The sequence below is a fragment of the Haloarcula sp. CBA1129 genome, from assembly GCF_008729015.1.
Taxonomy (GTDB): domain Archaea; phylum Halobacteriota; class Halobacteria; order Halobacteriales; family Haloarculaceae; genus Haloarcula.
This window is the reverse complement of the sequence record NZ_RKSM01000004.1, coordinates 1-13353: the sequence shown is the minus strand read 5'-3', so window position 1 is coordinate 13353 and position 13353 is coordinate 1. Positions and strand designations below refer to the sequence as shown.

Genomic DNA, 13353 nt, shown 5'->3' with positions numbered 1-13353 from the left:
ATAGTGGATTCTCGGCTTGGCGGACGTCACTGATCGAGAACGGTATCTCAGATTCGTTGATCCGTTCGGCAAACAGCTCTTCGAAGCCGTCAGGACTGGATGTCCCACCAGTCACGACGACCGGGACATCTAGTCCCTCCTCGACATCTTCCTCATCGACCTCACTGATGATGTTTTCGATGACATAGTCGAGCAGATTGTCGTAATAGATACTCAGCGCACCTTCGATACCGCCGACGTCCGTCTCGAAATTGAGCGCGAAGTCTTCTTCTTTAACGGAGGTAACCTTATCTACGGGTGTGCCTGTTGCCTGTGCAGCCTGCTCGTCGATCCAGTCGCCACCACGTGCGATAGAGAACTTCATTACGGGGACCGCATAGTATGACAGACAAACGTTGGTCATTCCGGCGCCAAAGCTGATACCGAGTCCGGTGAACTCACGATTTGCAAGCTCGGAGTAGATGACGGCCATCCCTTCATTGATCGGTTCTGGGCTGTAGCCCATATCAGTGAGCAGGGATTCGATCGTCTTCTGATGATACAGTGTCGAGACATCGGCATCGATTGGGTCCGCAGGAACGAGAAAAACAGGCGCTCGTTCGGGAACTCCGGCTGTCCCACCACCTGTTCAGTAATGAGCTTAATCATCGGGATCGCTGATTGCTCGTCGCTTGAGAGTATCCCGGCTTGCATCGGGCGGCGTGTCTCCTCACTGAAGATGTTCGCGAAATTCAGGGCGTCATCGCCAACGATGTAGACCCGGTCATCCTTGCGGATGTGGAGAACATCACTTCTCGACAGCATCTGTTCGGCCATGTCGCTGTAGTCAATTTCGACGAAAGAGTTCCGCTGCTGCACGAATACCGTCTCGTTACCGTCTTGACGTGCAGACAGGAGGTTCATCGTACCGACATCGAGACCTTGGGGCATACAGTTGTATTCCTCCCACCAAGTTGAAAAAAACTATCCTGTTTTCCAACAAGTAACCTTTTATTTATGAAAACTCAGATTGACTGACTCGTAGGGACATAATAATACGATCACACTCACGCAACGAGAGAAGCACAGCGGAGTGTCTGTGGAGGAGTTCAGTCCGCTTATTCAAAAAACCATGACCGAAGACGACTAACAATGCCTTGTTGCTCTTTGACACCGGTTTCCACATCGTCATCTTCGCCCTGCTCATTTCGAAACTGCGTGAGAGCGTTGACCTGATCTTCGGTGCCGGCGCTTCGCTCAGTCTTTGATTGGCCACCCTGTAGCTGCCTGAGCCCATCCACCGCGTCATCAACATCATTGCTGTCGGCTCGGGTCGTGGTTGCCTCAGAATTCTCGATAGCCGTCCGATCGAGGTCCGAGTCCGTTTCTGGCATATCCAGATTTAACCGCTTAGTTTTGGGCTGCTGTTCGACGCCACCCCACGATAGTTCCGCCCCTTCTAGTGCCTGTTCGATATCGTTGTCCACATCTGCTTTGCTGACAGACTCAGACTCGCTCTCGGCCGACTCAACCGGTTCAGTTGACTCGCCTGTGCTTGTCGCTTTCTCGAGGTAGTGTGCAACCAGCGCCGCCCCTGTCGAGGCCGCAAGCATGACCAGCCCAGTGGCGTAAACGCTGATTGTCCAGACGCTACCGTTGATTCCGCCACTATTCGTCCATCCATACGGAAAGACATCAACCAGAATTATGGTTGCGGCGAGACAGAATAACGTGCCAGCGGCACTAACGATCCGAGTTTTGAAACCGACCGGGAGGAGCACGACGACGCTCAACAGCACGGAGGGCAGTCCGATGAACCCGACGACGAGCGCAACCTCACGAATCTGCCAGTACAGTGTGCTCCCGGATTCTAGAACGTTACTGTACAGAAAGAGGCAGAATCCGACGATGGCAAGCGTGACCCCAGCGAAGAAGAGGCCAAATCCAACATAGATGTCTCGCTCTTTGGCTGGTTCACCGACATATTCGCGATAAAGCGATGTAAGCGTGTCACGATAGCCCGACACGGGATCGGCAGACTCGGGGGACCTGTCCGATGTAGATGCAGAGCTCATTCAATTTGTTATTTCGTTCGGATGGGTGTTAAAGATAGGCTTACCCTATCTCGTTCAATCCTGCCTGCAAGGGGGAGGGGAAGATGCAACACGCTGGTTCAGGTACGCGAGGGAGTCACTCCTTCCTTGATTGTGATCCCTTCGTTCTGAATGTGGATGAAAATAGTCTGTTCGGGTTCATCAGAGACTGTCACGGTAGCGACTGATTCGTGTTGTTGATCGAGAACGGCTTTAACCTTGTAGCAGCCAGCCTGTAGCAAGTTGACCGAACAGCCGGACTGGCCTGACAAGAGCTGATAGTGTGCCGTATGACAACACACTTTGTTGTCGTCGTATATTTCTATGCCGATATCACGCTTGGTATCCGTGGTGTTTCTGACGTGGAGGTCTTCACGCGCCAGACGCCACTGTTCACTGGTCGTCGAGAGAAGCTTACGACTGCTGGAGGGCATGTCGACATTGTACCTATGCTGCAGTTACGAATATGTCTTTTGGATGGACAGTACTTTCCATGTCACTAATATAATACACATGTAATATTAATATGAAATGGTCTTCAAATGATACTTATTCAGGTCTAATCTGGTAACTTATTTCTCAAATATCTCGGAAGCACAAGAAGCTAAATAACAGTGCAGAGCACACGAAACTGGGGCGTCGATGTCAGGGTGTCACCCACAGACGCACAACACGCCTCCGTGACTACAAATACGTAGCAACGCCCCACCGGAAGCGACCGTCGTCTCTGGGGGCGGCCGTACAAGGATTGGTCAATATGGTTCGACGGACTGCATAGACAGCCCTCTCAGTGGCCGGGTCGCCCGCACGAACCGGCTACCTAATGACAGGTTCAACCGGTAGTTACTGACCGGAGAAGCCTCCTTGGGAGTGGCTACGCTGTCGCATCAGTGGCGAACCGTCGCGACAGCGACGACTCTGTCCTCGACTCGCGGGTTCAACCAACATCGATGACTCATCACGACAGAACAAGTGAATCAGGTCAGGTTAACCGGTAATGCTCTGTGAGGTCTTGATAGTGTGTATGCGACACATATCCTGTGTGACGGCTGAACACGGCCGGTTCGAGACCGTCCATTTATATACTCCCCTCCCATCGGATATGATGCGAAGGTCGCACCGGCAGCGAGCCCGGGTCGACACGCTCGGGTGGCCACCAGGTCGGCCGAGCTACGAGAAATTCTTCGCCTTCCCTTCTGGGGTTGGCGAGGTTTCATCCCATGAGGATTCCACCCCTGCGGTCCGCCGTCAAGATGGAATCTGATGTGAGCCCACGGACCCATGCAGTAGTCAACACTGGCGTAGGAACCAGTGTGTTAGCTTCCGACGGAGTGCAACCACTTCCGCCGCTGATGTATATCAGCACATTCCGGTTGATCCTGCCGGAGGCCATTGCTATCGGAGTCCGATTTAGCCATGCTAGTTGCACGAGTTTAGACTCGTAGCATATAGCTCAGTAACACGTGGCCAAACTACCCTACAGACCGCGATAACCTCGGGAAACTGAGGCCAATAGCGGATATTACTCTCAGGCTGGAGTGCCGAGAGTGAGAAACGTTCCGGCGCTGTAGGATGTGGCTGCGGCCGATTAGGTAGATGGTGGGGTAACGGCCCACCATGCCGATAATCGGTACAGGTTGTGAGAGCAAGAGCCTGGAGACGGTATCTGAGACAAGATACCGGGCCCTACGGGGCGCAGCAGGCGCGAAACCTTTACACTGCACGACAGTGCGATAGGGGGACTCCGAGTGTGAGGGCATATAGCCTCGCTTTTCTGTACCGTAAGGTGGTACAGGAACAAGGACTGGGCAAGACCGGTGCCAGCCGCCGCGGTAATACCGGCAGTCCAAGTGATGGCCGATATTATTGGGCCTAAAGCGTCCGTAGCTTGCTGTGTAAGTCCATTGGGAAATCGACCAGCTCAACTGGTCGGCGTCCGGTGGAAACTACACAGCTTGGGGCCGAGAGACTCAACGGGTACGTCCGGGGTAGGAGTGAAATCCTGTAATCCTGGACGGACCACCAATGGGGAAACCACGTTGAGAGACCGGACCCGACAGTGAGGGACGAAAGCCAGGGTCTCGAACCGGATTAGATACCCGGGTAGTCCTGGCTGTAAACAATGCTCGCTAGGTATGTCACGCGCCATGAGCACGTGATGTGCCGTAGTGAAGACGATAAGCGAGCCGCCTGGGAAGTACGTCCGCAAGGATGAAACTTAAAGGAATTGGCGGGGGAGCACCACAACCGGAGGAGCCTGCGGTTTAATTGGACTCAACGCCGGACATCTCACCGGTCCCGACAGTAGTAATGACAGTCAGGTTGACGACTTTACTCGACGCTACTGAGAGGAGGTGCATGGCCGCCGTCAGCTCGTACCGTGAGGCGTCCTGTTAAGTCAGGCAACGAGCGAGACCCACACTTCTAGTTGCCAGCAACACCCCTGCGGTGGTTGGGTACACTAGGAGGACTGCCATTGCTAAAATGGAGGAAGGAATGGGCAACGGTAGGTCAGTATGCCCCGAATGGACCGGGCAACACGCGGGCTACAATGGCTATGACAGTGGGATGCAACGCCGAGAGGCGAAGCTAATCTCCAAACGTAGTCGTAGTTCGGATTGCGGGCTGAAACCCGCCCGCATGAAGCTGGATTCGGTAGTAATCGCGTGTCAGAAGCGCGCGGTGAATACGTCCCTGCTCCTTGCACACACCGCCCGTCAAAGCACCCGAGTGGGGTCCGGATGAGGCCGTCATGCGACGGTCGAATCTGGGCTCCGCAAGGGGGCTTAAGTCGTAACAAGGTAGCCGTAGAGGAATCTGCGGCTGGATCACCTCCTACTGACCGGGATCAGGGCTTTGCCCTGACCCACCTACATTGACTGGTGACCACAAGTCACCGCGAGTCGGTAAGCGCCGACTACTGCATGGGCCCGCTGGGCTCACACGACCTATCCGAGGCGGATATCCCCTCACGGGGATGTCGGGTGCAACTCCCGACGGGTCCGTACTTCGTACCACCGCCGAATCCGTCCCCTTAAGTGTGGGACGGCGTTCGAGTGTGGTACGACGACAGATGCACCAAGCCGGGTGAAACCGCGCTTGGAAGGGTCGATTCGCCACCATCTCCACCTTGGGGGCGAGAATGAAACCGTGTGTACGTGCGATCCAGGCGTCCACTGGACTCGTTCAGTTGAACGAGTCACAACGACGTTGGCTACTATGCCAGCTGGTGGATTGCTCGGCTCAGGCGCTGATGAAGGACGTGCCAAGCTGCGATAAGCCATGGGGAGCCGCACGGAGGCGAAGAACCATGGATTTCCGAATGAGAATCTCTCTAACAATTGCTTCGCGCAATGAGGAACCCCGAGAACTGAAACATCTCAGTATCGGGAGGAAAAGAAAACGCAATGTGATGTCGTCAGTAACCGCGAGTGAACGCGATACAGCCCAAACCGAAGCCCTCACGGGCAATGTGGTGTCAGGGCTACCTCTCATCAGCCGACCGTCTCGAGGAAGTCTCTTGGAACAGAGCGTGATACAGGGTGACAACCCCGTATTCGAGACCAGTAGGCTGTGCGGTAGTGCCAGAGTAGCGGGGGTTGGATATCCCTCGCGAATAACGCAGGCATCGACTGCGAAGGCTAAACACAACCTGAGACCGATAGTGAACAAGTAGTGTGAACGAACGCTGCAAAGTACCCTCAGAAGGGAGGCGAAATAGAGCATGAAATCAGTTGGCGATCGAGCGACAGGGCATACAAGGTCCATGACGAATGAGGGAGACGCGAGTCTCCAGTAAGACTCACGGGAAGCCGATGTTCTGTCGTACGTTTTGAAAAACGAGCCAGGGAGTGTGTCTGTATGGCAAGTCTAACCGGAGTATCCGGGGAGGCACAGGGAAACCGACATGGCCGCAGGGCTTTGCCCGAGGGCCGCCGTCTTCAAGGGCGGGGAGCCATATGGACACGACCCGAATCCGGACGATCTACGCATGGACAAGATGAAGCGTGCCGAAAGGCACGTGGAAGTCTGTTAGAGTTGGTGTCCTACAATACCCTCTCGTGATCTATGTGTAGGGGTGAAAGGCCCATCGAGTCCGGCAACAGCTGGTTCCAATCGAAACATGTCGAAGCATGACCTCCGCCGAGGTAGTCTGTGGGGTAGAGCGACCGATTGGTGTGTCCGCCTCCGAGAGGAGTCGGCACACCTGTCAAACTCCAAACCTACAGACGCTGTTTGACGCGGGGATTCCGGTGCGCGGGGTAAGCCTGTGTACCAGGAGGGAACACCCAGAGATAGGTTAAGGTCCCCAAGTGTGGATTAAGTGTAATCCTCTGAAGGTGGTCTCGAGCCCTAGACAGCCGGGAGGTGAGCTTAGAAGCAGCTACCCTCTAAGAAAAGCGTAACAGCTTACCGGCCGAGGTTTGAGGCGCCCAAAATGATCGGGACTCAAATCCACCACCGAGACCTGTCCGTACCACTGATACTGGTAATCGAGTAGATTGGCGCTCGCATTGGGTGGAAGCAGGGATGAGAATTCCTGTGGACCGATGCGTGACGAAAATCCTGGCCATAGTAGCAGCGATAGTCGGGTGAGAACCCCGACGGCCTAATGGATAAGGGTTCCTCAGCACTGCTGATCAGCTGAGGGTTAGCCGGTCCTAAGTCTCACCGCAACTCGACTGAGACGAAATGGGAAACGGGTTAATATTCCCGTGCCATCATGCAGTGAAAGTTGACGCCCTGGGGTCGATCACGCCGGGCTTTCGCCCGGTCGAACCGTCAAACTCCGTGGAAACCGTAATGGTACGAAGCGGACGAACGGCGGCATAGGAAACGTGATTCAACCTGGGGCCCATGAAAAGACGAGCATGATGTCCGTACCGAGAACCGACACAGGTGTCCATGGCGGCGAAAGCCAAGGCCTGTCGGGAGCAACCAACGTTAGGGAATTCGGCAAGTTAGTCCCGTACCTTCGGAAGAAGGGATGCCTGCTCCGGAACGGAGCAGGTCGCAGTGACTCGGAAGCTCGGACTGTCTAGTAACAACATAGGTGACCGCAAATCCGCAAGGACTCGTACGGTCACTGAATCCTGCCCAGTGCAGGTATCTGAACACCTCGTACAAGAGGACGAAGGACCTGTCAACGGCGGGGGTAACTATGACCCTCTTAAGGTAGCGTAGTACCTTGCCGCATCAGTAGCGGCTTGCATGAATGGATTAACCAGAGCTTCACTGTCCCAACGTTGGGCCCGGTGAACTGTACATTCCAGTGCGGAGTCTGGAGACACCCAGGGGGAAGCGAAGACCCTATGGAGCTTTACTGCAGGCTGTCGCTGAGACGTGGTCGCCGATGTGCAGCATAGGTAGGAGACATTACACAGGTACCCGCGCTAGCGGGCCACCGAGTCAACAGTGAAATACTACCCGTCGGTGACTGCGACTCTCACTCCGGGAGAGGACACCGATAGCCGGGCAGTTTGACTGGGGCGGTACGCGCTCGAAAAGATATCGAGCGCGCCCTATGGCTATCTCAGCCGGGACAGAGACCCGGCGAAGAGTGCAAGAGCAAAAGATAGCTTGACAGTGTTCTTCCCAACGAGGAACGCTGACGCGAAAGCGTGGTCTAGCGAACCAATTAGCCTGCTTGATGCGGGCAATTGATGACAGAAAAGCTACCCTAGGGATAACAGAGTCGTCACTCGCAAGAGCACATATCGACCGAGTGGCTTGCTACCTCGATGTCGGTTCCCTCCATCCTGCCCGTGCAGAAGCGGGCAAGGGTGAGGTTGTTCGCCTATTAAAGGAGGTCGTGAGCTGGGTTTAGACCGTCGTGAGACAGGTCGGCTGCTATCTACTGGGTGTGTAATGGTGTCTGACAAGAACGACCGTATAGTACGAGAGGAACTACGGTTGGTGGCCACTGGTGTACCGGTTGTTCGAGAGAGCACGTGCCGGGTAGCCACGCCACACGGGGTAAGAGCTGAACGCATCTAAGCTCGAAACCCACTTGGAAAAGAGACACCGCAGAGGTCCCGCGTACAAGACGCGGTCGATAGACTCGGGGTGTGCGCGTCGAGGTAACGAGACGTTAAGCCCACGAGCACTAACAGACCAAAGCCATCATTCATACGCACTGTGACTCATTCACCGACGAATTATCTCGTCGCTGACCGAGTCCAGGCGCAAACTGGATCGCACGGACACACGGTGGAGTGTTGATCGAGACTGGTACTTTCACGGTTCGATTCCGTGACTCGACGTTAGGCGGCCATAGCGGTGGGGTTGCCTCCCGTACCCATCCCGAACACGGAAGATAAGCCCACCAGCGTTCCGGGGAGTACTGGAGTGCGCGAGCCTCTGGGAAACGCGGTTCGCCGCCACCATTCATACCTATCATAGCCCACTCAGGAGAGGGATCTCTCTGGAGTGGGCTTTCTGTATTTACACAGAGCGACAGCTACTGCTCCGATGAACCATCAGGCCGACACACTCAGCGACGGGTACTCGACTCTCATCGCGGCTGTTATCGGTTTCAGTGTTGACTTTGATGAGGTGCTGGCTGTCACCGATGCTGTCGACGCCGGCACGTCGGAGCGTTAGTCGACCCGAAGTGACTGGAGGATCGCCACCAGTCCGAGGAGTTCAACCGTCCAGACAGTGCCGACGGCTACGGCGTCCGACACCGGGAACACCCACTCGGCGGTCGTGATCGCGACGAACGAGCCGACAGTCAATAGTGCGAGCCCGACAGCGAGTAACAGCATCGGCCGGCGGTCGTATCGGCGATAGCCCCGGTAGCTTGGACAGCGACAAATCCACCGAGGACGGCCGTCACGCTACTGACCGCTGTCATCGCTGTTGACTGTCCCAGATCGGTCGTCCTGACGGCCACAACGGGGGCGGCGAAACACGGCGAGCGAGCAGGCGGCCGCCCCCGCCACGAGACGCGAACTGACCGCCTCGGATCGGCCGTAGATCGCATAGAGGATTACCACCAGCCCGGCGAATTGACGCCGACCGCGGCTGCCGTAGTGAGCAGCGACGAGATACCAAGCGGTGGGGAGGGCGATCCGGGCCGGTCGTCGGCACCGTCGCCGTCAGTGCGATGCCGACCCGAGGAACAGCACCGACGGTCGCCAGACTTCCGGTAACCGCGGTAGGCGACAACCGTGATCCACGCGCTGAGAGCGATAATTCCGATTGCCAGCAGGATAGCGACGACGACCCCGGCGGCCGAGCCACCCTCGACAGTGAGTTTGGCGCGGTCATCGGAGCCCCTCGTAAAGTTCGGTAAAGCGGTCGACGGCGTCCTCGGCGTACGGTCGACAGTCACCTCGTAGCCGCCGTCGGTGAGTTCGATCGTCACCCGGTTCTACCCGGGCCGAAACCGTCGGTAGTGGTGGCCGTCTGGATCCAACGCCTGTTCGTCGTCGATCATATCGAGTTCTTGGAGTCGATTGAGTCGGCGGTAGATTGTCGGCGAGGAGGCCCCACACCGTTCGGCCAGTTCGGTCGCCGACAGCGCTTCGGTGCTTGTTTCGGCGAGGATCGACCGCGCGTACTCGTCTTCGAGCAGTTCGCCGACTGTTTTGGCGGCGATGTCGGTGTCCTCGCCATGCGTCTCCCTCTCGTCTCCGAGGTGTAATATATGGCCACAAAGAGCTTCTGACTCTGAAGCTCTCTGGTCCGAATATAAGATGTGGCAGCCAGTTCACTGTATGGCTGCAATCGAGATCGACGAACTCACCAAACGTACAGCGACCACCTCGCTGTCGACGGACTGAGCCTGACGGTCGACTGCGGCGAAGCCGTCGGCTTCCTCGGTCCCAACGGGGCAGGGAAGTCGACAACGTCGACGTGCTGCTGGACTACGTCCGCCCCACCGAGGGGACCGTCCGGGTGTTCGGCTACGACGCACAGACTGAGACGCGAGCGGTCCACGAACGGATCGGCGTCGTCCCTGACGGTTACTCCGCTGTACGACCGGCTCACCGGACGGGAACACCTCCGCCTTGCGGCCCGGCTGAAGGGGGCCAGCGTCGACATCGCGGCGGTCTGTGACAGGGTCGGCCTTGACGCCGCCGACGCCGACCGCCCGGCAGGGGCGTACTCGAAAGGGATGGGCCAGCGGCTGGCTCTTGCCATGGCGACGGTCGGCGATCCCGACCTGCTGATCCTCGACGAACCGACCGCCGGCCTCGATCCACACGGCGTCGCGCGACTGCAAGACCTGCTCGCAGCTGAACTCGAACGCGGGACAACCGTCTTCTTTTCCAGTCACGTCCTAGATCACGTCGAGTCGACCTGCGACCGGATCGCCATCCTTGACGAGGGACAAATGGTCGCTGTCGACACGGTAGATGGTCTGCGGGCGGCCGTCGGCTCGGCAACCCTGACTCTTCAGGAACTGTTCTCGGTCTACACCGACAGCGAGGACCGCGGACCGGTAGCCGCCGGAGGTGCTGACTGAGTGACCGACACATCACATCGGTCCCCGACCGGATCGACCGCTGTCGGTCGGCTGGTCGCCATCGCCCGCAAGGAGTTCCGCGATGGAATCCGATCGGACGCGTTGCGGTCGTCTTCGGGCTCCTGATGGCGTCGACGATACTGATCTACTGGGCGATCGGCCGGTCGGCCGACCCCGTGGTACTGTCGGCGGTCGGTTTCCTTGGCCTCCCGTTTCAGCTACTCGTTCCCGTCGCGGCGATTGCCCTTGGCACCGTCTCGGTCGCCGGTGAGCGTGAAGCAGGGAGTCTCAGGCTCCTGCTCGGGTTGCCACCCTCGCGGATGGAGGTCGTCGTCGGGACGTTCTTCGGGGCCAGCGCCATCTTGGTCGCCGGGCTCGCCGGAGCGTTCATCGTTGCGGCAGTGCTTGGCCTCGCCGTCTTCGGGGCAGTGGCAGTCGGTCGCTCGTTGGTGTCGTGGCTGCGACGGCACTCCTTGGAATCGGCTTCCTCGGGCTTTCGGTCGGCTTGTCAGCGGCCGTCTCGACGACCAGAAACGCGATGGCAGCCGGCTTCAGCGTTTTTCTCGGCCTGACATTCCTCTGGGAGCCGCTCGTCGTCGGCGTCTACTACCTCGTCGCGGGCTCACTGCCGGGCGGCGAACCCCCGACATGGCTCCTCGCCGTTGACCGGCTGAATCCGATCGAAGCGTATGCCGTCGTGGCGAATATGGGGGTGATGTAGGGGTGACGCCGCTCCGGATTTCGTTCGGGCTCGGCGGGGGATCGCCGGCCACGGAGGGGGCCGGTACGGCGGTGCCGTTCGTTCTCGCGGAGCCGCTGAGCATCATCGTCCTCTGTGGCTGGGCGGCGATCCCGCTGGCGGCCGGCCTGCGCCGGTTCCAGCGGAGCGATCTCACGTGAGACCTCATACTGGTTGTGTGAACTGCTTCGGGTCAAGTGGTTCGAGACGCGAAGCGTCTCGTCATCACGGGAGATCTTCGATCTCCCGAATGACTCCGAGGTACTCGGCCTGCTGCACCTGTAGAAACCGACGTAGTCAGGCGATTCACCAGAGCCAAAACCAACAGTTTTGTCCCGGAAAAGATGCCAGCTAAACTTGATGTCCGATGATGGCCTGTCGGTAAACGGACCAAACACTGTTGGACAGTCCCTCCTGTTACTTATTGCTGCAATCGGACTGGTTAGTTTCGGAGCAGTTGACTACGTCCAGTCGACGAATGCGGTCAGTGAATCAGTCAAGGTAGAAGCAACCATTACTGAGGTTGGCGTCGAAACTAAAGGTTCCAGTACGGGCAGTGGGGCCACGGTCAAACACGAACCCGTGGTGGAATTTACCTACACGTACGCCGGTGAGACGTATACTGGAGACAAAGTGTTTCCCGGGGCAACTCCGCCGAGATATGACACAGAAGCCGCCGCGCAAGACGTGATAGCAGAGTATGAGTCAGAGACGGAAACAACTGCTTACGTCAATCCTGACGCACCCGATCAGGCGTTTCTCAAGAACCATGTGTCGAATCGACAGTATATATTCATCGGTGTGGGCTCAGTCTTGGCATTACTTGGGGGGTTCTTTACAGTCAAGAACTACCGACGCGACCGTGCTTGAGTCAGGACGGTTTGAGTATGCCGGAGCCACGCAAGCCCCGGCGCTATTGATGCTTATATTGGGTACCTTTCTGCTGCCGTGATTGCGCTCATCATCGCTTTGATCGGCCGATGCCGGCAACACCGACATCTGCGTCCTGTTTACGGTGTCACGATCAAATCAAACCGATAGGTTGTGTCTTGGGTGGTGAAATCGACTCTCGTTACAGCTCTGACCTCTGTCGGATCGGGCCACAGATATGGTCGACTGGCCGTTGGAAAATCAAGTTCGTCTGCGATAAGCGCGTACTCATCAAGGCTACCTGTACTCAAACAACCGGCGGGAACAGTACATATTCGCCGGTAAATGTTTGCATCCAGAGGGATTTTCTTATGATTGATGTCTAACCAACATGTATAATCGGGGCAAAGAAACCCCTCGAAAAAATTCTACTGTGTCCACTGTAGGAACCGCATTAAGGTGAATTGACACGCATTATATGATATTGAAATACTGAAGCCCAGTAATCAACAGGATGGCGCTGAGCAGTACAAGTTTCATTACCCATGGTGGAACATCTTTTCCGAATCCTGAAGCTCCAATCCATATAAGTCGGTGAGGGGCTTCGTTATTATATCCCTCGGCTGACGGTCATGTTACGAAACACAAGTAAACCACTGGGTATGTGGAAGGCCTTCGTTTGACTGTCGAACGAATCATCTATCGCTACACGAAGATTCTGTAGTGGCCGTTCGAGCAAGAAAATGTTGCCTGCTGAAGGTTTTAGCAGGCCAAGTGGACCGATTAGAGTTCAGATACCTGTGATGTGTTCACTGGCTTAGATGTAGACCGGTCAGGAACGTTTCCTCCATCACGTAGCTGACAGTACGCCGACGCGATGATGGCGTAGTACGGGAGGAAGAACACCGTCGTGAGGACAACCGTCGCGATGTCAGCGGCGACCGGCGCACCAGCGAGATTCAACAGCGTGTGACACCACCGATGATTCCGCCGAACAGGGCGGAGACAACAACGAGGACGCCGAGCTTGAGCCGGGAGCCGTGAGCCAGTCCCCAGCTCCGTTTGAGGCTACTGATGATGCCGCGATCCTCGACGGCAATTGCAAAGATGAAAAACAAGAATGAGGCCGCAAAGAATAGCCCTGGGAAGAACAAGAGGACGAAGCCAATCATCACCGTGATATTCACGATCAATCCGCC

The 13353-nt window shown here is 56.7% G+C and carries 12 protein-coding genes, 3 rRNA genes and 4 pseudogenes; 9 read left to right on the top strand and 10 right to left on the bottom strand.

All coding sequences use genetic code 11. The annotated features are described in order from the left end of the window. The 3 genes and pseudogenes from Har1129_RS20225 to Har1129_RS20215 all read right to left on the bottom strand — a co-directional run. A pseudogene (locus tag Har1129_RS20225) lies at positions 1-930 on the bottom strand (hypothetical protein); the annotation flags it as partial. 167 nt (positions 931-1097) lie between these two features. Then, positions 1098-2006: a permease gene (locus Har1129_RS20220; protein ID WP_151102613.1), complete on the bottom strand. Its 909-nt coding sequence runs from the start codon at positions 2004-2006 to the stop codon at positions 1098-1100. A gap of 146 nt (positions 2007-2152) precedes the next feature. Beyond that, a complete protein-coding gene (locus Har1129_RS20215) occupies positions 2153-2506 on the bottom strand; it encodes a hypothetical protein (RefSeq protein WP_151102449.1) in 354 nt (117 codons plus the stop codon). A 932-nt stretch (positions 2507-3438) separates the two neighbouring features. On the opposite strand from Har1129_RS20215, the gene Har1129_RS20210 reads away from it, so the two are divergent. The 4 genes from Har1129_RS20210 (at position 3439) to Har1129_RS21280 (ending at position 8675) form a co-directional block, all read left to right on the top strand. Beyond that, positions 3439-4909 (top strand): 16S ribosomal RNA (locus tag Har1129_RS20210). Positions 4910-5276: 367 nt separating this feature from the next. Further along, a 23S ribosomal RNA gene (locus Har1129_RS20205) occupies positions 5277-8202 on the top strand. Between the two features lie 133 nt (positions 8203-8335). Next, positions 8336-8458 (top strand): 5S ribosomal RNA (gene rrf, locus Har1129_RS20200). The 16S, 23S and 5S rRNA genes sit together here, the layout of an rRNA operon. Before the next feature lie 85 nt (positions 8459-8543). Further along, positions 8544-8675 (top strand): hypothetical protein, encoded by a 132-nt coding sequence (locus Har1129_RS21280; RefSeq protein WP_255518365.1) that lies wholly within the window; start codon positions 8544-8546, stop codon positions 8673-8675. Here the strand turns inward: Har1129_RS21280 and Har1129_RS21080 are convergent. From Har1129_RS21080 to Har1129_RS21065, 4 genes are read right to left on the bottom strand one after another with little or no spacing between them, the layout of a single operon-like run. Further along, on the bottom strand, positions 8672-8809 hold the full coding sequence (locus tag Har1129_RS21080; protein ID WP_225307895.1) for a hypothetical protein: 138 nt from the start codon (positions 8807-8809) through the stop codon (positions 8672-8674). The genes Har1129_RS21280 and Har1129_RS21080 overlap by 4 nt on opposite strands. Beyond that, the gene (locus Har1129_RS21075; RefSeq protein WP_225307894.1) at positions 8806-9057 is read right to left on the bottom strand and encodes a hypothetical protein; all 252 of its coding nucleotides are present in this window, start codon (positions 9055-9057) and stop codon (positions 8806-8808) included. The genes Har1129_RS21080 and Har1129_RS21075 overlap by 4 nt, the downstream gene beginning before the upstream one ends. Positions 9058-9063: 6 nt before the next feature. Then, complete coding sequence (locus tag Har1129_RS21070) at positions 9064-9441, bottom strand: hypothetical protein (protein ID WP_225307893.1); 378 nt, start codon at positions 9439-9441, stop codon at positions 9064-9066. Positions 9442-9447: 6 nt separating this feature from the next. Beyond that, positions 9448-9597, bottom strand: a complete 150-nt coding sequence (locus Har1129_RS21065; protein ID WP_255518378.1) for a winged helix-turn-helix domain-containing protein — start codon at positions 9595-9597, stop codon at positions 9448-9450. 177 nt (positions 9598-9774) lie between these two features. Between Har1129_RS21065 and Har1129_RS20185 the strand changes: the two genes are divergently transcribed. From Har1129_RS20185 to Har1129_RS20170, 5 genes and pseudogenes are all read left to right on the top strand, one after another. Next, positions 9775-10545, top strand: coding sequence for an ABC transporter ATP-binding protein (locus Har1129_RS20185; protein WP_225307892.1), 771 nt, complete (start codon positions 9775-9777; stop codon positions 10543-10545). Continuing rightward, on the top strand, positions 10546-10671 hold the full coding sequence (locus tag Har1129_RS21275; protein ID WP_255518377.1) for a hypothetical protein: 126 nt from the start codon (positions 10546-10548) through the stop codon (positions 10669-10671). Further along, positions 10671-11266 (top strand): annotated as a pseudogene (locus tag Har1129_RS20180) (ABC transporter permease). Before Har1129_RS21275 ends, Har1129_RS20180 begins: the two are co-directional and overlap by 1 nt. A gap of 2 nt (positions 11267-11268) precedes the next feature. Beyond that, complete coding sequence (locus tag Har1129_RS20810) at positions 11269-11445, top strand: hypothetical protein (RefSeq protein ID WP_191906834.1); 177 nt, start codon at positions 11269-11271, stop codon at positions 11443-11445. 199 nt (positions 11446-11644) lie between these two features. Continuing rightward, positions 11645-12154, top strand: a complete 510-nt coding sequence (locus Har1129_RS20170; RefSeq protein WP_225307852.1) for a DUF3592 domain-containing protein — start codon at positions 11645-11647, stop codon at positions 12152-12154. A 179-nt stretch (positions 12155-12333) separates the two neighbouring features. Here Har1129_RS20170 and Har1129_RS21415 read toward each other — a convergent pair. The 3 genes and pseudogenes from Har1129_RS21415 to Har1129_RS21055 form a co-directional block, all read right to left on the bottom strand. Next, a pseudogene (locus Har1129_RS21415) lies at positions 12334-12534 on the bottom strand (hypothetical protein); the annotation flags it as partial. A gap of 403 nt (positions 12535-12937) precedes the next feature. Further along, on the bottom strand, positions 12938-13117 hold the full coding sequence (locus tag Har1129_RS21060) for a hypothetical protein (RefSeq protein WP_225307891.1): 180 nt from the start codon (positions 13115-13117) through the stop codon (positions 12938-12940). Beyond that, a pseudogene (locus Har1129_RS21055) lies at positions 13114-13353 on the bottom strand (hypothetical protein); the annotation flags it as partial. The pseudogene Har1129_RS21055 and the gene Har1129_RS21060, both read right to left, overlap by 4 nt.